This is a genomic window from uncultured Collinsella sp. (assembly GCF_959026545.1).
Taxonomy (GTDB): domain Bacteria; phylum Actinomycetota; class Coriobacteriia; order Coriobacteriales; family Coriobacteriaceae; genus Collinsella.
In genome coordinates, this window is record NZ_CAUFLV010000023.1 from 1 (window position 1) to 20,652 (window position 20,652).

Here is a 20,652-nt window from a genome sequence, read left to right on the forward strand (position 1 = left end):
CTCGAAGGGCCCTCAGACTCTCATCCGACTGTCCAATTTAGTATAGCCACATCACCTGCTCATCAACCTGCTGTACTGGCCGCTGAAGTACTTCGGCCTGCACAAGGGTTACGAGATGGGCATGGAGCTTGTCGAGAAGGCCGGCGTCCAGGTCTTTGACCGACTCGGCAACCTCGCCAACGTCCTGGGCGTCATGGTCACCGGCGGCCTGGTCGCCACGACCGTCAAGCTCAAGCTCGCCGTGCAGTTCGCCTTCGGCGAGGGCGACCCGCTGGTGCTCCAGGATCAGCTCGACAAGGTCCTGCCCTTTGCGCTGCCCGTCCTGCTGACCTTCATCTGCTATCACCTGCTCAAGAAGGGCCAGGGCAAGAACTCCGCTCAGATCATCATCGGCCTGATCGTCTTCGCCCTCGTGTTCGCCGCGATCGGTTACTACTTCCCGGCGTTCAAGATCTTCGCCTAATCGCGAGCCCGCCCAAGGCCGATCGTTCGAGGCCCGCGACCCGCATACCGGGCGCGGGCCTTTTCGACCGCCGGGGATCGATGCCCGCCACGGGGCGGATGCCGAGCGGGTCCGCCGTCGATAGCGTGCCGCCCTCCAAATGAAAGGATCCCAATGAGAACCGTTCTCGTGCTCATGGATACCCTGCGCCGAGACGTCCTGTCGTGCTACAACCCCACGACCGATGTCCAGACGCCCAACCTCGATGCCTTCGCGGACCAGTCCTGTGTGTTCGACAACCACTGGATCGGCTCGGCGCCATGCATGCCCGCCCGCCGCGACATCCTCACCGGCCGTTACAACTTCCTCGAGCGTCCCTGGGGTCCCATCGAGCCCTTCGATGTGACGCTGCCCGCCTGCCTGCGCGCGAACGGCAACTTCTGCCACATCACCACCGACCACTGCCATTACCTGCGCACCGGTGGCGAGGGTTATCTGCAGGAGTTCAACACCTGGGACTACTACCGCGGCCAGGAGGGCGACCCGTGGGTCAGCCGCATCGACGAGCCGGGCAACATGCCCGAGACCTTCTACGGGCGCGTGCGCGAGCAGTATCAGAAGAACCGTCAGCTGTGGCCGAACGAGGAGGACATGCCGAGTCCCAAGACCTTCCAGTCCGCCTGCGACTGGATCGACGGCAACGCCGGGGCCGATGACTTCTTCCTCATGGTCGAGGCCTTCGATCCGCATGAGCCCTTCGACGTCCCGGACAAGTACATGGAGATGTACGGCGGCATCGGCGGGCTCGACCGCGACTATTTCGAGATCCCTGAGTACAAGCGCGTCTCCGCCACCGACGTGAACCCCGAGGCGGAGGATTACCTGCAGCGCCGCTACAAGGCCCTGGTCACCATGACCGACCACTGGTTCGGCAAGCTCATCGACAAGCTCGCCGAGCGCGGTATGCTCGAGGACACCATGGTCATGGTCACCACCGATCACGGCTACTTCCTGGGCGAGCGCGACTACATGGGCAAGAACTACATGCACCTGTACAACGAGCTCGCGCACCTGCCGTTCATCGTGCATTTCCCGGGCAACGCCCGCGCGGGCGAGCACGCCCATCAGCTCACGCAGGCCATCGACATCATGCCCACCGTGCTCGATGCCCATGGCTGCAATATTCCGGCGGATGTGCGCGGCGTCTCCCTGGCCCCGCTCATGACCGATCCCGACGCGCCCACGCGCGACTACGCCCTGTACGGCGTGCACGCCATGACCGTCAACGTCACCGACGGGCGTTACACCTACTTCCGCGCCCCGGTGCCCGGCAACCAGCCGTGCTTCGAGTACGCCGCGCTTCCGCACACCATCCGCAAGAAGATGGGTTCGGATTGCCCGGAGGAGATCGAGTGCGGTCGCTATTTCAAGCGCACCAAGTACCCACTGTTCAAGATTCCCTGCAGGAAGCCGGCTCAGATCGAGGGCGCCGAGCCCCTTGCCGAGGTATCCGAGACCATGCTGTTCGATCTCGAAAGCGACTACGGCCAGGTCAACAACCTTGCCGGCAAGGGCGATGCGGCGGAGCAGCATATGATCGACCTGCTGCTGCGCGGCCTGGAGGAGCATGAGGCCCCCGCCGAGCAGAAAGAGCGCCTGGGCCTCGGCTAAGGCGACGGCGTCGATTGTGCGGGCCGGATGCCGCCCCCTCGGGTAAGGTGGTGGTGTCCGGCCTTCGGAGCGAGGGCGATCCCGTGCGAAGGGGGCGTGTGCCATGTGCGCGAAGCATATCGGCTTCTTGATCAAACCGGCGTCGAGCGCCTGCAACATGCGCTGCAGATATTGCTTTTACTGCGACGTGGCCGCGCATCGCGAGGAGCGCCGCGATCGTCAGCAGGTGAGCTGGGCGTTGCAGACGAACGGCTATCTGATCGATGGAGAATGGGCCGAGTTCTTCCGCGAGCACGGGTTTCTCATCGGGGTCTCGGTCGACGCCTATCGCGACCGCATGACTCGATGTGTCCCGACGCCCATGGTGCAGCCACGTACGCTCGCGTCATGGGCGGTGTGCGCCTGTTGCGCGAGACCGGCGTGGACGTCAACGTCCTGTCGGTCCTCACCTCGCAAATGGCGGCGCATCCCCAGCGCGTCTTCTCCTTCATCAAGCGGGAGGGGATTACGCACATCCAGTTTATTCCGTGCCTGCCCGGCCTCGACGACGAACATGACGCGTTCTCACTCGCTCCGCGGGAGTTCTCGTCCTTCTATTGTCGCCTGTTCGACCTGTGGTGGCGCGAGCTGGGGGCCGGAAACTACGTGAGCATCTGGCTGTTCGAGAACATCATGCAGATGGCGCTCGGGCAGTTTCCCTCGCAATGCGGGATGCTCGGCCGCTGCGCCCCGCAGTTCGTGGTGGAGAGCGACGGCTCGGTGTACCCATGCGACTTTTACGCCTTGGACGAGCACCGCGTGGGCGATATCCGCAACGATGACCTGGAGGCCATGGCGACCTGCGAGGCGATGCACGCGTTTTTGCGAGAGCCCCGTCGCGCCTGCTCGCAGTGCGCGGACTGCCCCTTCGAGGGCATGTGCCATCGAAACTGCAAGCGCTTGAACATCGCGTATTACGACGAGGGGTACTGCGGCCTGCGTGAGTTCCTTGAGTACGCCTATCCCGGCCTTCAGCGCGTGGCGCGCATGTTCGCCCGGCGTTAGCGTCCGTCTTCGGACGTGCGTCCCGGCCTCCGCCGATCCGTCTCTATTCTCATGAGCTTGGAGGTTTCCATGGCCAATCGACCCAATGTGCTCCTCATCATGTGCGATCAGATGAGGGGCGATTGCCTGGGTATAGACGGGCACCCGGATGTGAAGACGCCCTACCTCGATACGCTCGCCGCCGACGGCATGCTGTTTGAGAACGCCTACTCGGCGTGCCCGAGTTGTATTCCCGCCCGCGCCTCCCTCTTCACGGGTAGGACGCCCGCCGGCACGGGCCGCGTGGGATACAAGGACGGTGTCGCGTGGGAATACGATCATATGCTCGCGCAGGAGATGCGCGACGGCGGCTATCAGACGGCCGTGGTCGGCAAGATGCACGTGCATCCGCCGCGCCTCGGCTGCGGCTTCGAGTACATGCGCCTGCACGACGGCTACATCGGGCACTGCCGTAAGGCGAACCTGCCCTACTGGATGCACCAGAACGTCTCCGACGACTACATGCGCTTCCTCAAGGACGAGCTGGGTGAATTCGCCGACGTGAACGGAACCGGCGTGGAGAACAACTCGTGGATCACGCACCCGTGGGCATACGAGGAGCGCCTGCATCCCACCAACTGGGTGGTCGACGAGTCCATCCGCTTCCTCGAGACGCGCGATCGCACGCGCCCGTTCTTTCTCATGACGAGCTTCGTGCGGCCCCATCCGCCCTTCGACGCGCCGCAGATCTACTTCGACCTGTATCGCGATATGGAGTTGCGGGCCCCCGCCGTCGGCGACTGGGACGACGCGGGCGCTACCGAGCGCGACGGCATGATTTTGGACAGCGTGCATGGCTGTCGCGACGCCGAACTGCGTCGCGAGGCCATGGCGGGCTATTACGCCTGCATCACGCATATGGACCACCAGATCGGCCGCCTCATCACCGCGTTGGAGAACGATGAGACCTACCACGACACCGTGGTCGTGTTCTGCTCCGATCATGGCGAGATGCTGTTCGACCACAGCCTGTTCCGCAAGGTTTTACCCTATGAGGGCTCCACGCGCATCCCCTTCATCGTCCATGTGGGCAAAAACGTCGAGCTGGCGCCCGGCGAGCGCGTCTGCGGCGTGAGCGAGAGCGCTGTCGAGCTCATGGACCTCATGCCCACGATTCTCGAGGCGTGCGGGCTGTCCGTGCCCGAGGGCGTCGAGGGCTCATCGCTTCTGGGGGAGCTCACCGGGACCGCACCGCTCGACCGTGCTTGCCTGCACGGCGAGCACAGCGGCAGCCATGAGCAATCCAACCAGTGGATCGTGACCCCGCACGACAAGTACATCTGGTTCACCCAGACGGGCGTGGAGCAGTACTTCGACTTGGATGCCGATCCGCGCGAGTGCGTGAACCTCATCGACCGTCCGGAGTGCGCCGAGCGCATCGCCGAGCTCCGCGCGCTTTTGATCGAGGAGCTCTCCGGCCGCGAAGAGGGGTATGTTAAGGACGGTGAGTTGAGGGTCGGGTGCAAGCCCGCCGTCAATCTCGAACACCCTCGTCGCTAGCAGAAAGGCAAGAACATGGATATGAAGACGGTCGGCATCGTGGTCATGGTGGTTGCGCTCGCGTTTACCATCTACATGGAGGTGCAGAAGCGCGCCACCTTCGCCAAACTCGAGGCCTATCTGCGCGAGGGCGATCTGGAGAATTACCTGAAGGTCCTCGACCGTCCTCTCACCAACGTTTTGTATCCCAAGTACAACGTCCTGTTCATGCGCTTGAACGCGCTGCTCGCCATGGACGACGCCGAAAAGACGGCCGCCGTCATCCGCGAGATGGGGTCGCTCAAGATGAACGATGAGCAGAGGATCGCGCTCGCGGTCAAGGCCTTCACCTTCTACGTGGAGATCGAAGACGAACTCCACGCGCGCGAGGTGCTGGAGTACCTCGAGGCCAATGGGGACGAGTCCATGGCCAAGGCGAACCGCCGCACCTACGACATCTTCCTCAAGGGTTCCCACGCCTACATCAATGAGATGGAGAGCGCCCTGTCCGACGCGAGCGGAGTCGAGGAAGCGCTGTTGTGCCAGATGCTCGCGATACAGTACGACAACAAGGGAGATAAGGACCGCTCCGCTTCGTATCGCGAGCGTGCGGAGCGCTCGCTCGACGCGGCCGTCTCCAAGTAACAGGGAAGGGTTCGAAAAGCCCGTATGCTAGCGATCGTATTTGCCATTGCGTTCTTCGCCTCCACCATCGGCGCCATTTGCGGCATCGGCGGCGGCATCATCATCAAGCCTGCCATGGATGCCGTCGGCGCCGCGGACGTCGCGACCATCAACTTCCTATCCGGATGCACCGTGCTGTCGATGACGTGCTACTCGGTGATCAAATCGAAGGTCTCGGGGGACTCCAAGATCGATCCGAAGATCGACACCCCGCTTGCCGTCGGCGCGGCTGCGGGCGGTTTGGCGGGGCGTCAGATGTTCTCCGCGGTCGCATCGTTCTTCGGCGACGCGAACATCGCCGGCGCCGTGCAGGCGGGAACGCTCATGCTCGTCACGGCGGGGACGCTGCTGTACACCTTGAACAAGGAAAAGATCGCCACCCGCAATGTCACCGGAGTCATTCCCTGCATGGCCATCGGCCTGGTGCTGGGCATCTCCTCCTCCTTCCTGGGTATCGGCGGAGGGCCCATCAACCTCGTGGTCCTGTTTTACTTCTTCACCATGAGCACCAAACGCGCGGCCCAAAGCTCGCTGTACATCATCTTGTTCTCGCAGGCCGCCAGCACGATCGCGGCGATTGCGGGCGGTGTGTCCAACCTCGACGTCGCATTGCTCGCGGGCATGGCCGCCTGCGGCATCCTCGGCGGCATCGCGGGTCGCGCCATGAACAAGCACATCGACGATGCCGCGGTGGACAAATTGTTCTGCGGCCTCATGGTTGCCATCATTTTGATCAGCGGTTTCAACGTGGTGCGATATTGCGGTTGATCTCGGGCCCCACTGACAATCAAATAGCTGAGCAGATTTGTGCGCACATGCTTTTCATGTGCGCATATTTGTACATTACTGTGCATCATTGATATGAAGGACGAGCGTCTGCGCCGATGGATATCGGCGGAAACCAATGCGCCCCCTGCGGCGGCGATGCCGACAGGGGGCGCATGCGTTTAATGATATGCGGCGCTAACAGGTGATTCGATGCCTATAGGCAGTGGTTCTGAGCGACGCGTTTGAACCAGTACGCGCTGGCCTTGGGCGTGCGCTGCTGGGTTTCAAAGTCAACGTAGAAGAAGCCGTAGCGCTTGTTATAGCCGTTGGTCCAGCTGAACTGGTCCTGCAGGCTCCACATAAAGTAGCCGCCAACGTCGACACCGCATTCGATGGCTTTGAGGATCCAGCGCAGGTGGTCTTCGACGTATGCGATGCGCTCGGAATCGTCCACGGTGCCATCGACAAGCTGGTCCTTGCGACCCATGCCGTTTTCGGTGATAAACAGCTGCTTGTAATTAGGGTAGCGCAGTGAAATATCCATCATAAGGTCGAACAGGCCCTTGGGATAGATAATCCAATCCCAGTCCGTGGTGGGAACGCCGGGGCGTACGGCGCGCTCGCCCACGCCCGCCACGCGCCAGCGGCCGGTGCCCTTGTCGCCTGTACCGTTGTGATGAAGGTCGGTCTCACCGTCGAACGCCTTGAGAAAACGGCTTTGGTAATAGTTGATGCCCAGGCAGTCGTTGAGCTGCGCGGCGCGGCGCATAATCGAGAGGTCATCGTCCAAAAACTCGACTGAACCGTTGCTCGCCTGGCAGAGGTGCTCGATAATCTGGAGCGTATCGGGCGCATAGTCGCCGCGGAAGGTGGCGTCGAGCAGCAGGCGGTTTTGCAAAACGTCGTCGTTTTTAGCTGCCTGGATGTCGCCGGGGCAGGCGGGGTCATAGGGATACTTGTATTCCAGTGCGTGGATGACGCCGATCGTTCCGGGATAGCCGCCCTGCTTGTAAGCCAAGACGGCTCGGGCGTGGGCGAGCATCATGTTGTGCTGGGCCTGCAGGCACTCGTGCAGGCAGCCCTTCTTGCCCTGCGGCCAGGTTCCCTCGACGTAGCGGTTGAGCGTGGCCGCCGCGATCTCGTTGAACGTGAACCAGCGGGTCACCTCGGGGTATTCGTCAAAGCAGAAGCGGGCATACGCCTCAAAGGCGTCGATGGCATCGCGGTTGAGGAAGTCGCCATTGGCGTAGATCGCGGCGGGGGAGTCGAAGTGGTGCAGGGTCACGTATGGCTCGACTCCGTGGGCGCGGCAGCTGGCGAAAAGGTTGTGGTAGAAGGCGACGCCCTCGGGGTTGGGCTCACCCACGCCGCCATCGGGAAAGATGCGGCTCCAGGCGATCGACACGCGGATGCCGTTCATCCCAAAGCGCTCGCACAGCTCGAGGTCGCTATCGTAACGGTTATAGAAGTCGCAGGCGGGCTCGGGTGAAAAGCGGCCTTGCTGAGCGAGGTAGTCGTCCCATGCGACTTTGCCCTTGCCATGGGATTGGCAAGCGCCTTCTACCTGGTAGGCGGCGGTAGCGCCACCAAAAACAAAGTTGTCGGGAAAGCGCTGGGAGGTATCGGCGGAAAAGACGGGGCTCATGGCGAATCCAATCTTGTTTGAAGGGCTGAAAGGGGTTGGGGGCGGTTCGGGAGAAGACGGCAGGGCGTGTTGCTCCCGGACCGCGGAAATGGGGGCTCTATTCGAGCGCGCTACTGCATGCGCAGGAATCTAGATTCCCAGTTGCTGGGCTACGAATGCCAGCGATGCCTCGCCGTCGCGGGTGAGGTCGATGTACTGCTTGCCGCGGGTGACGCAGCAGGCGACGCCCATACGCTCGCCGTCGGCCTTGAGGTCGTCGAAATAGGACGCCGCTTGGGGTGCCAAGATAACCAGGTCGAAGTCCGGCATGATGTCCAGATGGCTGCCGTAGGCGTCCGCTGCGGTCTCGAGATCGATGCCGTGCTCGCGGGCGGCCTTGGCCAACGCGTTGGCGAGCAGGCCGGAGGTTCCGCCTCCCTGGCACAGGACAAGGACACGACGGCCGTTGAGCGCTGCATAGGGGTTGCCCGACGCGTCGGTGGTGCTGGACGAGGCGCTGGCGGCTGCGTCATCATCAGATGCAGCGGGGGTGGTGCTACCCGCAGATTCTTCATCCATAGACTGGCCGGCGGTGCGCTTCTTCTCCGCTGCCATGCTCGCGGCGGCCTGGGCGACGGCGCCGGTGGCGACGCTTGCCGTATCCGCCTTGCCCTGGAATGCGGCGTTCATGGCAGCCTGCTTCTGGGCGGCGCGCTGCGCGACCTCAGCCTGATCGGCCTCGGCTTCTTCGGCGCACTTCTCGCGGTCGTATACCTTGAAGAAGGGGAAATAAATGAGGAAATCAACAATCAGCAGGGCGGGGATGAGCAGGAACGCAAGGGGCTGAAGTCCCAGACCCATGGCGATGCCCAAGGGCGCGGGGGTGGTCCAGGGAAGGCTGAACATGAAGCCGTTCATACCCAAGACGTCGATGAAGAATTTGGTGATCCAGATATTGGCGATGGGCGCGAAGATGAAGGGGATGAAGAAGATGGGGTTCAAGACCATGGGAGCGCCGAAGAGGAACGGCTCGTTGACGCCAAAGCAAACCGGCACGGCTGAGGCACGGCCCACGGCGCGCATCTCTTTGGACTTTGCGAGGAAGGCGAACATGAAGCAGATCACCAGTGTGGCGCCGGTGCCGCCCATGGCGACGACGAAATCCTGAAGCGGTTTGGTGAGGACGGCGGTTGCGTGCTCACCGGCCTGGTACATGGCCATGTTGAGCTCAAGGTTGGAGATGAGGGCGGCAGAGATTGCGGGCTCGATGATGGAGGGGCCGTGGACGCCTACAAACCAGAAGAGCGACATGGCGCCGTAGATGATGGCGAGGCCAACATAGCCGTCTGCCGCGGAGAAGAGCGGCTGGAACACCTGGATAACGCCTTGGGCGAAGCAGAAGCCAAAGACGTTGCGGAATGCAAAGTCAAAGCCCCAGAAGAAGACCAGGCAGACGCCAAAGGGGATGATGTCCTTGAAGGTCTGGGAGATATTGGGCGGCACCTGTTCGGGCATCTTGATGGTGATGTTGCGCTTGATAAAGAACTTGTAGATGATGCCGGTGGCGAACGCACAGATAAAGGCGGTTAGCAGGCCCTTGGATCCCATGTAGCCGTTGGCGAGGCCGGAGATGGAGACGCCGTTATCCGTGAAGCTGATGGCGTCGCTGGAGAGCAGCAGAAAACCGATGAGCGATGCAATCATGACCGAGATGAAGTTGATCTGGTTGTTCTTGGGCAGGTCGCGATTCTGCGCATCGCAGAAGTGCTTGGCCGTGGTGGCCGCTGCGCAGATGCCGACGATGCCCATGGAGTAGTTGTAGGCCTTCATGAGAACATCGTTGATCTCTGCCGGCCAGTAGAAGCCCCAGACATTGGGGACGGCGCTGACCAAAAGAAAGATGCTGGAGACGATGATGATGGGCATGACGGAGATGAAGCCGTCGCGGATTGCCTTGAGGTACTTGTTGCGCGCGATGGCGTTGAAGAAAGGTTTGCCTTTCTCGATGAGCGCTATGAGCTTTTCCATGGACCCTCCGTTTGCATGGGTTTGCTTTTGCAGCCACTAAACGTGCTAGTAGAGATGGCTGCTAGGGCGAGCTTGCGCTGCTTACGAGTATGTTGTGCCCGGATGATACTCGTTATGAGCACGTGCTCATTTCTACAATGAGCACGTTAACATGAGTTGATGGCAGTGCAAGGGGCGTTGGGGGTAGAGGGATGCGAGCGGTCGATTATCGGCGGCAAGCGGTGGGATAGATGCAGGCAGAGGTGCGCGGAAAAGGCGATAGCCTTCGTTCAATGCGCACGTGCTCTTCAGCTTACGCTCAGTTGATGCTACATTTACCAGAACAGCAGTTTGAACAGCAATTCGAGCATCAATCTGAGAGCATGCGCAGTGCGAGGGGAGCCGTTGGATGGAACGGGATAACAAGATGACGGCGGCAGGTTCCTCAGTCCACAAGCCTGGCAGGGCGGTGTCCATGGCGGACGTCGCCAAGCTTGCCGGCGTCTCCCGACAGACGGTGTCGCGCGTGGTCAACGGGCAGGCGTGCGTGGTCGAGGAGACCCGAAGGCGCGTTATGGATGCCATGGACCAGCTTGGCTTCTACCCCAGCTTTGCCGGCAGGTCGCTGCGCGGCGGCAAGTACGGCTGCATCGGCCTGTGCATGTTCGATATCACCCATACGGGTAACGTAGCTACGCTGGAGGGGCTTATGTCCGCCGCCCGCGAGTACGGTTACGCCGTCACCTTGATCGAGTTTGATGAGAGCGAGTCCGTGCGCCTGCGGGACACCGTGCGTCGCCTGGCGGAGCTCCCCGTGGACGGCATGGTGTTCAACACCAACAGGACTATCGAGGATTTTGACGAGTTCGAGCCGCTCAACGGCCTGCCCACCATCATCATCTCCATGAAGGAGCACCCGCGCTGCACCACTATCGACTCCGATCAATACGGGTGCTCGCAGCTTGTGGTCGACCATCTTCGCTCGCGCGGCCATACGCAGATCAGGCACCTGGCCGGCCCCAAAGACTCGATCACGGCGGATTTCAGGACGCGCGGTTGGCGAGACTCGCTGGAGCGCGCGGGGCTCGAAGTCGTTGAGCCCTTACACGGGGATTGGACTGCGGACAGCGGTTACGAGCTTGGCGAAAAGCTCGTCCAAGACGCTGAGATGACGGCGCTCTACGTTGCCAACGATCAAATGGCCATGGGTGCCATCATGGCGCTGCGCGCCCATGGCAGGCGTGTGCCGGAAGACGTGAGTGTTATAGGCGTGGACGATTCCATGCAGGGCATGGTGCCCCACAATGACCTGACCACGGTGCGCTTCGACATGCGCGAGCGTGGCCGAAAGACGTTCGACTACTTCTTCTCCCAGCTATCGAGAGAATCTAAGGTCGAGGCGGTGCGTCTGCCGGGCGAGCTGGTCGAGCGCAGCACCGTGTCGGACGCTCGCTAGGTATTTGCGGTGCTGTGTGGCGTTGTGCGGCGTTTTGCTACGTTTCGCTACGTCTTACTGCGTTGGCGACGTCCGAGGCGGCTTTTTCGGCTTGGATCAACGCATCGAAATAGTAGGAGAATGACGAGACGGGATTTTGAACGTTTTTTTGAAGGCTGAGGCGGAAAAAAGCGTTCAAAAGCCCGTCTCGTGAAATTGAGAGCCGGAGCCGGAGGGCCGCTGAATGGGGAGCGGCAAAAAGGTTGAGAAAAAGCCCTGTTCCAGATGGCTGGAACAGGGCTTGTGCTTGGCGCGGCGGTTGGTGAGGCAGCTGTGGCAACTATGGTGACGGCGTCCGCGGCGGCGGGTACGGCAGCTGCCGCGGCGTGGTGACAGACGGACCTACAGGCAGCGGGTCTGCGCGACGCGCTTGAACCAGTAAGCGCTGGCCTTGGGCGTGCGCTCCTGGGTCTCGTAATCAACGTAGAAGAATCCATAGCGCTTGTTGTAGCCGTTGGTCCAGCTGAACTGGTCCTGCAGGCTCCACATAAAGTAGCCGCCTACGTTGACGCCCGCCTCGATGGCGCGCAGTACCGCAGCGAGATGCTTCTCAACGTAATCGATACGGGGTGCATCGTCCACAAAACCATCGACAAAGGGGTCTTTATAGCCCATGCCGTTCTCGGTGATAAAGATCTCCTTGTAGTTGGGGTACTGCAGGCGAATGCGGACCAAGAGGTCAAAGAGGCCCTCCGGATAGATGATCCAGTCCCAATCCGTGGTGGGAATGCCGGGCTTGTTTACGCGCTCGCCCACGCCCGCCAAGCGGAAGCGGTCCGTTCCCTTTTCGCCCGTGCCGTTGTGGTGAAGATCGTTTTCGCCTTCGTAGGCGCGCAGGAAGCGGCTTTGGTAGTAGTTGACGCCCAGATAATCGTTGAGTGCTGCAGCCTCGCGCATGACGGCAAGATCATCCTCGCGAATCTCGATGCTGCCGCCGGAAACTGCGGCAAGGCGGCTGGCAACCTCGAGCGTATCCGCGGCGTAGTCGCCCCTAAAGGTGGCGTCGAGAAGGAACTGGTTTTGCAGCACGTCCTCGTTTTTAGCAGCGTTGATGTCTGCGGCGGAATTCTCGTCCAAAGGATACTTGTACTCAAGCGACTGGATAACGCCGATCTTGCCAGAGAACCCGCCGCGCTTGAACGCGAGGACGGCACGGGCGTGGGCGAGCATCATGTTGTGCTCGCACTGGAAGCATTTGGCCAGGTTGGCCTTTTCGCCGCCGGGGAAAGTGCCCTCGATGTAGGTGTTGGTGGCGTCCGCCCAGATCTCGTTGAACGTGAACCAGTAGGTGACGTCGTCCGCGAACTCCTTAAAGCAGAACGTGGCGTAGTCAACAAATGCATCGATGGTTTCGCGGTTGAGGAAATCGCCCTTTTCGAACAGGGTGAGGGGCGTGTCGAAGTGGTGGAGCGTGACGTAGGGCTCGACGCCGTGCGCTCGGCAGCACTTGAAGAGGTCATGGTAGTACTGGACGCCCTCGGGATTGACCTCGCCGGTTCCGGTGGGGAAGATGCGGCTCCAGGCGATGGAGAGGCGGATGCCGTTCATGCCAAAGCGCTCGCAAAGCTCAAGGTCGCGCGGGTACTGGTTGTAGAAGTCGCTTGCGGGGTCGGGGGAGAAGCGGCCTTGCTCCTTGAGGAAGTCGTCCCAAGCGACCTTTCCTTTGCCGTGCGTTTGGGTTTCGCCCTCGACCTGATAGGCTGCCGTGGCGCCTCCGAATACAAAGTTGGCGGGGAACTGATTGGAGCTCATGATGTGATCCTTTTTCTTGCTTGATGTAGGGAAGTGCCCGGCCGTCGATTGTGGGGACGACGGCCGGGCGATACGCTTGCGCGATGGTTTGATTACAGGTTGAGCTGTTCGGCCACAAAGCGCAGGGAGGCTTCTCCGTCGCGGGTGAGGTCGATGTACTGCTTGCCACGGGTGACGCAGCAGGCAAGGCCCATGCGGTCGCAGTCTGCCTTGAGGTCGTCAAAGTAGGAGGCTGCTTGCGGGGCGAGGATAACCAGGTCGAAGTCCTTCATCATATCGACGTGGTTGCCGTAGGCGTCCGCACCGGTTTCAAGGTCGATACCGTGCTCTTTTGCTGCCTTGGCAAGGGCGTTTGCCAGCAGGCCGGAGGTACCGCCGCCCTGGCAAAGCACCAGCACGCGGCGACCGTTGAGCTTTGCAAGGTCGTTGGAATCTGCGGCTGCGGCCTGAGTCTTGGAGTCATCGTCCGCAACAGAAGAAGCGTTGATCTTGCCCTGGAAGGCTGCGGTCATGGCGTCGCCCTTGGCGGCTGCCTTTGCAGCGAGTTCTTCCTCGAGCATGGTGGCCTCTTCCTCGCACTTCTCGCGATCATAGACCTTGAAGAAGGGATAGTAGACCAAGAAGTCGATGGCGAGCACAGCGGCGAGGAACACGAACGCGAGGGGCTGGAAGCCAAGGCCCATGATGATGCCGACGGGGCCGGGGACCGTCCAGGGAAGCGTGTAGAGGAATCCGTCCATGCCGATGAGGTCGACAAAGATCTTAAGAGCCCAGATGTTGCAGATGGGGGCGAAGACAAAGGGGACAAAGAAGATGGGGTTCAAGACCATGGGGGCGCCGAACAGGAACGGCTCGTTGACGTTGAAGAGCGTGGGGATCATGGAGGCGCGTCCAATCGCCTTCATCTCTTTGGACTTGGCGAGGAAGGCGAACATGAAGCAGATGACCAGGGTAGCGCCGGTGCCGCCAAGGCAGACGACGAAGTACTGGGAAGAAAGGGAGAGTACGTGGGTTGCCTGCTCGCCTGCCTGGTAAGCAGTGAGGTTGGCGGACATGTTGGCGACAAGGGCAGCGGAGATGGCGGGCTCGACGATGGACGGGCCGTGAACGCCGACGAACCAGAACAGGCTCATGGCGCCGTAGATGATGGCGAGGCCTACGTAGCTATCGGCTGCGGAGAACAGGGGCTGGAAGACCTGGATGACGCCCTGGGCGAAGCAGAAGCCAAACGCGCTGCGGAAGATAAGGTCGAAGAGCCAGAAGATGGAAATGGAGACGGAGAAGGGGATGAGGTCCTTGAACGTCTGGGAGATGTTGGGCGGAACCTGGTCGGGCAGCTTGATGGTGATGTTGCGAGACACGAAGAACTTGTAGACAATGCCTACCACAAATGCCGAGATAAAGGCGGTAAGCAGGCCCTTTGATCCAAGGAAGCCGTTGGCGAAGCCGGAGTAAGAGGTGGAATCAACCTCTACGTTGATGGCGTCGCTGGAAAGGAGCAGGAAGCCGATGACGGAGGCGATCATGACCGAGAGGAAGTTGATCTGGTTGTTCTTGGGCATGTCGCGGTTCTGCGCGTCGCAGAAGTGCTTGGCCGTGGTGGCGGCGGCGCCGAGTGCCAGGATGCCCATGGAGTAGTTATAGGCCTTCATGAGGATGGCGTCGATCTCTGCAGGCCAGTAGAAGCCCCAGACGTTGGGTACGGCATCTACCAGGATGAAGATGCTGGAGAAAATGATGATGGGGATAACCGAGATGAAGCCATCACGAATCGCCTTGAGGTACTTGTTGCGGGCAATGGCGTTAAAAAACGGCTTGCCCTTCTCAATGGTCGCAATGAGTTGTTCCATTTCCCTCTCCTTTCAGGAGGACGCTAAACCAGTGCTCTGTTCTGTGCCAGGGTTACAGGAGCTGTTGCGTTGCGGCTTGGCAATTGATCGCTGTTTACGATAAGAGGAAAAAAGCCCGGTAATGATTCCTCTTATGCGTGCCCACCGACAATCAACATGTTTTGCCGCGGTGGCTGCAAGGAGCCTGTAATCCAAAATGGCGACGTCAACATTACAATGATGACGTTAACATTTTGAATTGGAATGCTGGTTTCTTTTTAGGCTGAGCGGTTCTTTTTATACGGTGAGCGGATTATCCAGTATGTTCAAAAGGTGTGCATGTTAAGGGGAAGGTGGAAGTAATGGCTGATGGAAAGCCCGCATCGATAAAGGACGTCGCACGTCTTGCGGGTGTGTCTGAACAGACCGTTTCACGCACCGTGCATGATTCTCCTGCGGTGCGCCCCGCTACAAAGGAGAAGGTAAGGCGGGCGATTGCCGAGCTGGGGTATCGTCCAAGCAATGCAGGGCGAGCGCTGCGGCGTGGTCGCTACATGGCCCTGGGTATCGCCATGGGCAATATCTCCGAGACGGGCAATCGCGATCGCCTTGAGATGTTTGTTGACGCCGCTGCGGCGCAGGGTTACACCATAGCGCTGCTAAAGATGGATCGCGAGGAGCCCTTGAGCCTGGGGCAGGCGGCGGACCGCATGTCGAGCCTGTCGATCGACGGCATGATATACGTGCTCAACCGCACGCCGGAGGACTTTGACACGTTTGTGCCCCGGGCGGGCCTTCCCGAAGTGATCATTTCTATGCATGATCACCCTGCGTGCCCTACCGTTGATTCCGACCAGGAGGCGAGCGCCCGCGCGGTGGTGGATTACCTGGTTGAGCACGGTCACACAAAGATTTGGCACATCAGCGGCCCTTCGAGATCGCTCGCAGGCGTCGCGCGCGAGAGTGGCTGGCGGTCTGCCATGCTTGATCACGGGATTGAGCCGCCGCAGGTTATCGCGGGTGATTGGAGCCCAGAAAGCGGATATGCGGCGGGAACGTTGTTGGCCGATAAGGTGCGCAGCGGTGCCTGCACTGCTGTGTTTGCATCCGATGATGCGATGGCTTATGGCTGCATGTGCGCGCTGTCCGATGCGGGCCTTTCGGTTCCGGGGGACGTGAGCATGATTGGCGCGGATGATATCTCGTCCGCCTTTGTCCCCAACTGCCAATTGACGTCGCTTCACTTTGACAACTCGGCAATCGCTGAGTGGGCAATTGGCAAGCTGGTGATTCCGGAGCGCATGGCGGACGGATGCAACCACAAGCTGTTCCCGGGGCACCTGGTTGAGCGGGGGTCGGTCCGCGACCTTAGGTAGCGCGGGCCTTTTGCCTCTATCTAGATAGCAAGACGGAGCCGGGCGCGAGCGCGCTTTTTGGCTCCGTCTTTTTATGCGGCAGGTGAACGTAGAAAGGGTACGGCAAGAGGGGGAATGCCGCACCCGGGGGAACAAGCTGTCGCGGATGGTTCTTGTAGGGCCTCTTTAGGCGGCTCTTTAGGCGAGCTTTGCCTCCAGCTGGCCGATGCGCTCGTACGCGTCGATGGTGAACTTGGTCTGCTTCTCAAGTAGCATGGTGGTCATCAGCGTGTCCTGCGCGTGTACCATGATGAAGGTCACGTCCATTTCGCCGCCGCCTGCCTCCTGGGAAAGAAGCTTGGTCTGGACGTCATGGGCGTCGATCAGCGCCTGCTTTGCGGACTCGTGAAGGGCGCGCGCACCTTCGATGTCGCCCTTGCCTGCCTTTTCGCAAGCGGCGATAAGGTCGGTCTGGGCATCTCCGGCATATGCGACGATCTCAAAACCAATCATCGAGATTTCTTCTTTAGTTGCCATGGTTCCTCCATAGGGAATGAGCACGTGCCCAAATGATCTGACACGCACACAGTGGACTGGAATATCCGGGCTAGCGGCACAATAACATTTCAACAAAAGCAAACAGATATTCTCGTAATAAAACACCGTAAACGGTAGAAAAAGATCGACAAACGGTAAAACAGTAGGAAAACAATGGTGTTCAATTTATATTGAATGCATCTTTAGAAAAGTTCTTGCATGTTGAAAGATGTTTGATTATGTTGGAAACTGTGAAAGGAGGACGTGGTGATCAAAGCTGAACGACAGGATAGGCTCATGCGCCTTATCGAGAGCCAGGGCACCGTTTCCGTCAAGGAGATCGTGGACGCCCTTGGTGTGTCGGACATGACTGTTCGCCGCGATTTGGAGGAACTGGCGGGCGCCGGCGAGGTGATTCGCGTCCACGGGGGAGCCCGTAGCGCGTCTTCGCAGCGCCGCTCGATGATCCGCCACGAGTACAGCCATATCGAGAAACGCGCCCGCCATGCGAGCGAGAAGATCGATATAGCGCGTACGGCAGCGGGCTTGGTCGAGGAGGATTCGACTATCTTCCTGGGCACGGGAACCACCATCGAGCAGATGGTTCCGCTGTTGCCCTCGTGTCACCTGCGCATCATCACCAACTCGCAGTCCATCTTCACCCTGCTGGAACCCAACGAGGCCTATGAGCTCTGCTTCATCGGCGGAACGTACCGCAGGCGCACCACCGCGTTTGTGGGTCCCGTGGCGGAGGACGCCATCTCGACTCTGGGCATAGACGTCGCCTTTATAGGCGCCAACGGCATCTGCTTTGACGCGGTCTCCACCTCCAATATGGACGAGGGGCGCTTCCAACAGCTCGCGTTCGACCAGGCAGATACCAGGTATCTTGTGGCGGATTCAAGCAAGATCGGCCAGCGGGACTTCTACACGTTCTACAGGCTTTCAAACATCGACGCGCTCATCTGCGAAGGTTCGATTGCGGACGAGAAGCGCCGGCAGGTCGAGGAATTCACCAAGATGATCTGCTAGCTTCTTTGTGGACGGCGTCGGTGTCTGGGCAAGGTAACCAAGCGCGCATATCGGGTGCGCGCACGTAAAGGAGGACAGCATGAGAGTTGTCATCGGTTCTGACGCGGCAGGCATGCCGCTCAAGGAGCTCATCAAGGAGACGCTGCTCGAGGACGGCCACGAGGTGGTCGACCTTTCCGTCGAGCCCGCCGCGGACTTTGTCGATTCCGCCACCGCCGTCGCCGCCGACCTGATGGAGAACGAGGGCTCGCAGGGCCTCTGCTTCGACGCGTACGGCGTGGGCAGCTACATGGCCGCGACCCGCGTCAAGGGCATGGTCGCCGCCAACATCTCCGACGAGCGCAGCGCCTACATGACCCGCGAGCACAACAACTCCCGCATCGTCTGCCTGGGCTCCGCCGTGGTGGGCTCCGAGGTCGCCAAGAAGATCGCCCGCGAGTTCCTCAAGGCCGATTACGCCGCCGGTCGTCACCAGGTGCGCGTCGACATGCTCAACAAGATGGCCTAGGGGGAACGAATCATGACCAAGAAGATCATCGCACTCGGCTGCGACCACATCGTCACCGACGAGAAGACGTACCTGCACGACCGCCTGGAGGAGGCCGGCTACGAGGTCCTCGACTGCGGCACCTACAGCCACACCCGCACCCACTACCCGATCTACGGCAAGGCCGTGGGCGAGGCCGTGGCCTCCGGCAGGGCCGACCTCGGCGTGGTCCTCTGCGGCACCGGCATCGGCATCACCAACTCCGTCAACAAGGTGCCCGGCGCGCGCTGCGCCCTGGTCCGCGACATGACGAGCGCCCTCTACGCCCGCCGCGAGCTCAACGCCAACGTGGTCGGCTTCGGCGGCAAGATCACCGGCGAGTTCCTCATGGCCGACATCATGCTCGCGTTCCTCGAGGCCGAGTACGAGCCGACCCCCGAGCGCGACGCCCTCGTGGCCAAGATCGATGCCGTGAACAAGGCCGACGCCGAGGCCCAGGCCGACCCGCACTTCTTCGACGAGTTCATCGAGAAGTGGGACCGCGGCGAGTACCACGACTAGCCTGCGCGCGATATAGCCGCGACCATATCGCGTCCGTGATGGGGGTGCGTCCATCTCGATCCGGACCCTTGGGGCCGAGCCCCGTCTTTCGCGAAGCGAGCGATTGCGCCCGCGTCCCGTCAGGGGGCGCGGGCTTTGCTTTGGTTTGCTTTGCCCCGCTGCTCGCCCGCATTCGGCGTCGAAGGCGAAGGCGGGCGGGGTCGTCGGCGCGGTACAATCGAGCTGCATACAATTGCACGTATTTCTTTGTTTTCGCACGCTGTATCGTGCGGAGAGGAGAGGGCCATGGCCGACTTCGTATTGGACAACGGCACCCTGCGCGTGGGCTTCACCACCGCCGGCGGCTCCTTCACCTCCCTGCTCTCGCAGGGGCGTGAGTATCTGTGGCAGGGCGATCCCGCGGTGTGGAGCGGGCAGGCTCCCGTGTGCTTCCCCATCTGCGGCGGTCTGCGCGATGACGCTGCCCAGACCCGCTCGGGCAAGCAGGTCAAGCTGGGCCGTCACGGTTTTGCCCGCAAGCAGGAGTGGGAGCTCGCCGAGCAGGGCGAGGGCCAGATCGCGTTCAAGCTCTCGAGCGCCGAGCACCCCGAGCTGCTCGAGCAGTTCCCGTTCCCGTTCGCGTTGGTCGCCCGCTATGCGCTCGACGGCGCAAAGCTGCAGGTGAGCTACGAGGTCACCAACGAGGGCGACGAGGACATGCCGTTCTTTATCGGCGGCCACCCCGGGTTCGCCTGCCCGCTCGATGAGGGCGAGGGCTACTCCGACTACGAGCTGCGTTTCGATGCCGACGAGGCCGCGACCCTGTGCACCGCCGTCCCGTCCACCGGCCTCATCGACGTGGAGAACAGGAGCGCCAACCCGATGATCGGCCGCACACTGCCGCTCACCCACGAGCTCTTTGACTTCGCTGAGACGATCTTCGACGTCCTCAACAGCCGTACGGTCGACCTTGTGAAGAAGGGGGAGGAGAAGGGCCTTCGTGTGTCTTTTCCGGACTTCCCCTACCTCATCATCTGGAGCAAGCCCGAGGGCGATTTCGTCGCCATCGAGCCGTGGGGCGGCCTGTCCACCTGCTCCGACGAGGACGATGTGTTCGAGGACAAGCGCGGCTGCCTGACCGCCAAGCCGGGCGAAACCGTCAAGCGCGCCTTCTCGATCGAGATCCTCTAGCGATCGGCTTCATCCGACGGGCGGCGAGGCGCGACTGGGCCTCGCGGCGTGCCGGAGGCACTGTGTAGAACCGGGGCCTGTGGGTTGGCCCCGAGAAAAGGAGTGAACATGATTCTGACCGTAACCATGAACCCCGCAATCGACACCGCGTATCAGCTCGACAAGCTGGTCATCGACGACGTCAACCGCGTCTCCCCCAAGAAGACCGCGGGCGGCAAGGGCCTGAACGTGAGCCGCGTCCTGTGCCAGCTCGGCGATGACGTCGTGGCGACCGGCCTGCTCGGTGGCCACATGGGCGCCTACATGGGCTCCCTCATGGATGCCGACGGCATCAAGCACGACTTCACGCCCATCGCCGGCGAGACCCGCATCTGCCTGAACATCCTGCATGAGGGCAATCAGACCGAGCTGCTCGAGAGCGGCCCCGAGATCTCGCCTGAGGAGCTCGCTGCCTTCTCCGCCAAGTTCGCCGAGCTCGTCGCCAAGGCCGACTGCGTGACCATCTCCGGCTCCCTGCCCAAGGGCGTCCCCGCGGACTTCTACGCCGGCATGGTCGCCCAGGCCGCCGAGCACGGCGTTCCGGTGCTGCTCGACACCTCCGGCGCCTCTCTCGACGCCGCCCTCGAGGCCGAGGTCAAGCCCACGCTCGTCAAGCCCAACCTCACCGAGATCAACG

18 protein-coding genes are annotated in these 20,652 nt (G+C 61.2%); 13 read left to right on the forward strand and 5 right to left on the reverse strand.

What is annotated here, in order from left to right:
- Positions 1-67 precede the first annotated feature (67 nt).
- The 6 genes from Q5Q88_RS08505 (at position 68) to Q5Q88_RS08530 (ending at position 6,127) form a co-directional block, all read left to right on the forward strand.
- The gene (locus tag Q5Q88_RS08505) at positions 68-463 is read left to right on the forward strand and encodes a PTS system mannose/fructose/sorbose family transporter subunit IID (RefSeq protein ID WP_302742987.1); all 396 of its coding nucleotides are present in this window, start codon (positions 68-70) and stop codon (positions 461-463) included.
- 153 nt (positions 464-616) lie between these two features.
- The gene (locus Q5Q88_RS08510) at positions 617-2,113 is read left to right on the forward strand and encodes a sulfatase-like hydrolase/transferase (protein ID WP_302742965.1); all 1,497 of its coding nucleotides are present in this window, start codon (positions 617-619) and stop codon (positions 2,111-2,113) included.
- A gap of 345 nt (positions 2,114-2,458) precedes the next feature.
- Positions 2,459-3,157 carry an SPASM domain-containing protein gene (locus Q5Q88_RS08515; protein ID WP_302742967.1) on the forward strand — a complete coding sequence of 233 codons (699 nt, stop codon included), beginning with the start codon at positions 2,459-2,461 and terminating at the stop codon, positions 3,155-3,157.
- Between the two features lie 69 nt (positions 3,158-3,226).
- Complete coding sequence (locus tag Q5Q88_RS08520; protein WP_302742969.1) at positions 3,227-4,696, forward strand: arylsulfatase; 1,470 nt, start codon at positions 3,227-3,229, stop codon at positions 4,694-4,696.
- A gap of 15 nt (positions 4,697-4,711) precedes the next feature.
- The gene (locus tag Q5Q88_RS08525) at positions 4,712-5,320 is read left to right on the forward strand and encodes a hypothetical protein (RefSeq protein WP_118652561.1); all 609 of its coding nucleotides are present in this window, start codon (positions 4,712-4,714) and stop codon (positions 5,318-5,320) included.
- 24 nt (positions 5,321-5,344) lie between these two features.
- A complete protein-coding gene (locus tag Q5Q88_RS08530; RefSeq protein ID WP_118652563.1) occupies positions 5,345-6,127 on the forward strand; it encodes a sulfite exporter TauE/SafE family protein in 783 nt (260 codons plus the stop codon).
- Positions 6,128-6,341: 214 nt separating this feature from the next.
- On the opposite strand, the gene lacG (Q5Q88_RS08535) is transcribed toward Q5Q88_RS08530, so the two are convergent.
- Positions 6,342-7,772, reverse strand: coding sequence for a 6-phospho-beta-galactosidase (gene lacG, locus Q5Q88_RS08535; RefSeq protein ID WP_118652565.1), 1,431 nt, complete (start codon positions 7,770-7,772; stop codon positions 6,342-6,344).
- Positions 7,773-7,901: 129 nt separating this feature from the next.
- Positions 7,902-9,779: a lactose/cellobiose PTS transporter subunit IIB gene (locus Q5Q88_RS08540; protein ID WP_302742972.1), complete on the reverse strand. Its 1,878-nt coding sequence runs from the start codon at positions 9,777-9,779 to the stop codon at positions 7,902-7,904.
- 388 nt (positions 9,780-10,167) lie between these two features.
- Here Q5Q88_RS08540 and Q5Q88_RS08545 point away from each other — a divergent pair, with 388 nt between their 5' ends.
- A complete protein-coding gene (locus Q5Q88_RS08545) occupies positions 10,168-11,214 on the forward strand; it encodes a LacI family DNA-binding transcriptional regulator (RefSeq protein WP_118652569.1) in 1,047 nt (348 codons plus the stop codon).
- A gap of 381 nt (positions 11,215-11,595) precedes the next feature.
- Here the strand turns inward: Q5Q88_RS08545 and lacG (Q5Q88_RS08550) are convergent, their stop codons facing one another.
- Both lacG (Q5Q88_RS08550) and Q5Q88_RS08555 read right to left on the reverse strand, forming a co-directional pair.
- Positions 11,596-13,005 (reverse strand): 6-phospho-beta-galactosidase, encoded by a 1,410-nt coding sequence (lacG, locus tag Q5Q88_RS08550; RefSeq protein WP_118652571.1) that lies wholly within the window; start codon positions 13,003-13,005, stop codon positions 11,596-11,598.
- Positions 13,006-13,097: 92 nt separating this feature from the next.
- The gene (locus tag Q5Q88_RS08555) at positions 13,098-14,855 is read right to left on the reverse strand and encodes a lactose/cellobiose PTS transporter subunit IIB (protein WP_302742975.1); all 1,758 of its coding nucleotides are present in this window, start codon (positions 14,853-14,855) and stop codon (positions 13,098-13,100) included.
- A gap of 341 nt (positions 14,856-15,196) precedes the next feature.
- Here Q5Q88_RS08555 and Q5Q88_RS08560 point away from each other — a divergent pair, with 341 nt between their 5' ends.
- A complete protein-coding gene (locus Q5Q88_RS08560; RefSeq protein ID WP_118652575.1) occupies positions 15,197-16,210 on the forward strand; it encodes a LacI family DNA-binding transcriptional regulator in 1,014 nt (337 codons plus the stop codon).
- A gap of 177 nt (positions 16,211-16,387) precedes the next feature.
- On the opposite strand, the gene Q5Q88_RS08565 is transcribed toward Q5Q88_RS08560, so the two are convergent.
- Positions 16,388-16,726 (reverse strand): PTS lactose/cellobiose transporter subunit IIA, encoded by a 339-nt coding sequence (locus tag Q5Q88_RS08565; protein ID WP_118652577.1) that lies wholly within the window; start codon positions 16,724-16,726, stop codon positions 16,388-16,390.
- Positions 16,727-16,993: 267 nt separating this feature from the next.
- Here Q5Q88_RS08565 and Q5Q88_RS08570 point away from each other — a divergent pair, with 267 nt between their 5' ends.
- The 5 genes from Q5Q88_RS08570 to Q5Q88_RS08590 form a co-directional block, all read left to right on the forward strand.
- Positions 16,994-17,758, forward strand: a complete 765-nt coding sequence (locus tag Q5Q88_RS08570) for a DeoR/GlpR family DNA-binding transcription regulator (protein WP_233546011.1) — start codon at positions 16,994-16,996, stop codon at positions 17,756-17,758.
- 79 nt (positions 17,759-17,837) lie between these two features.
- Positions 17,838-18,266, forward strand: coding sequence for a galactose-6-phosphate isomerase subunit LacA (lacA, locus tag Q5Q88_RS08575; RefSeq protein WP_118652579.1), 429 nt, complete (start codon positions 17,838-17,840; stop codon positions 18,264-18,266).
- A 12-nt stretch (positions 18,267-18,278) separates the two neighbouring features.
- On the forward strand, positions 18,279-18,806 hold the full coding sequence (lacB, locus tag Q5Q88_RS08580; protein ID WP_118271987.1) for a galactose-6-phosphate isomerase subunit LacB: 528 nt from the start codon (positions 18,279-18,281) through the stop codon (positions 18,804-18,806).
- Between the two features lie 285 nt (positions 18,807-19,091).
- The gene (locus Q5Q88_RS08585) at positions 19,092-19,976 is read left to right on the forward strand and encodes an aldose 1-epimerase family protein (protein WP_302742983.1); all 885 of its coding nucleotides are present in this window, start codon (positions 19,092-19,094) and stop codon (positions 19,974-19,976) included.
- Between the two features lie 108 nt (positions 19,977-20,084).
- Positions 20,085-20,652: 1-phosphofructokinase family hexose kinase (locus Q5Q88_RS08590; protein ID WP_302742985.1), on the forward strand; the 568-nt coding region annotated here is incomplete at its 3' end.

Excerpts from the sequence above, each read along its gene's own strand:
- Q5Q88_RS08510 (WP_302742965.1), top strand. The coding sequence starts at position 617 with ATGAGAACCGTTCTCGTGCTCATGGATACCCTGCGCCGAGACGTCCTG.
- Q5Q88_RS08515 (WP_302742967.1), top strand. The coding sequence starts at position 2,459 with ATGTGTCCCGACGCCCATGGTGCAGCCACGTACGCTCGCGTCATGGGC.
- Q5Q88_RS08520 (WP_302742969.1), top strand. The coding sequence starts at position 3,227 with ATGGCCAATCGACCCAATGTGCTCCTCATCATGTGCGATCAGATGAGG.
- Q5Q88_RS08525 (WP_118652561.1), top strand. The coding sequence starts at position 4,712 with ATGGATATGAAGACGGTCGGCATCGTGGTCATGGTGGTTGCGCTCGCG.
- Q5Q88_RS08530 (WP_118652563.1), top strand. The coding sequence starts at position 5,345 with ATGCTAGCGATCGTATTTGCCATTGCGTTCTTCGCCTCCACCATCGGC.
- lacG (WP_118652565.1), bottom strand. The coding sequence starts at position 7,772 with ATGAGCCCCGTCTTTTCCGCCGATACCTCCCAGCGCTTTCCCGACAAC.
- Q5Q88_RS08540 (WP_302742972.1), bottom strand. The coding sequence starts at position 9,779 with ATGGAAAAGCTCATAGCGCTCATCGAGAAAGGCAAACCTTTCTTCAAC.
- Q5Q88_RS08545 (WP_118652569.1), top strand. The coding sequence starts at position 10,168 with ATGGAACGGGATAACAAGATGACGGCGGCAGGTTCCTCAGTCCACAAG.
- lacG (WP_118652571.1), bottom strand. The coding sequence starts at position 13,005 with ATGAGCTCCAATCAGTTCCCCGCCAACTTTGTATTCGGAGGCGCCACG.
- Q5Q88_RS08555 (WP_302742975.1), bottom strand. The coding sequence starts at position 14,855 with ATGGAACAACTCATTGCGACCATTGAGAAGGGCAAGCCGTTTTTTAAC.
- Q5Q88_RS08560 (WP_118652575.1), top strand. The coding sequence starts at position 15,197 with ATGGCTGATGGAAAGCCCGCATCGATAAAGGACGTCGCACGTCTTGCG.
- Q5Q88_RS08565 (WP_118652577.1), bottom strand. The coding sequence starts at position 16,726 with ATGGCAACTAAAGAAGAAATCTCGATGATTGGTTTTGAGATCGTCGCA.
- lacA (WP_118652579.1), top strand. The coding sequence starts at position 17,838 with ATGAGAGTTGTCATCGGTTCTGACGCGGCAGGCATGCCGCTCAAGGAG.
- lacB (WP_118271987.1), top strand. The coding sequence starts at position 18,279 with ATGACCAAGAAGATCATCGCACTCGGCTGCGACCACATCGTCACCGAC.
- Q5Q88_RS08585 (WP_302742983.1), top strand. The coding sequence starts at position 19,092 with ATGGCCGACTTCGTATTGGACAACGGCACCCTGCGCGTGGGCTTCACC.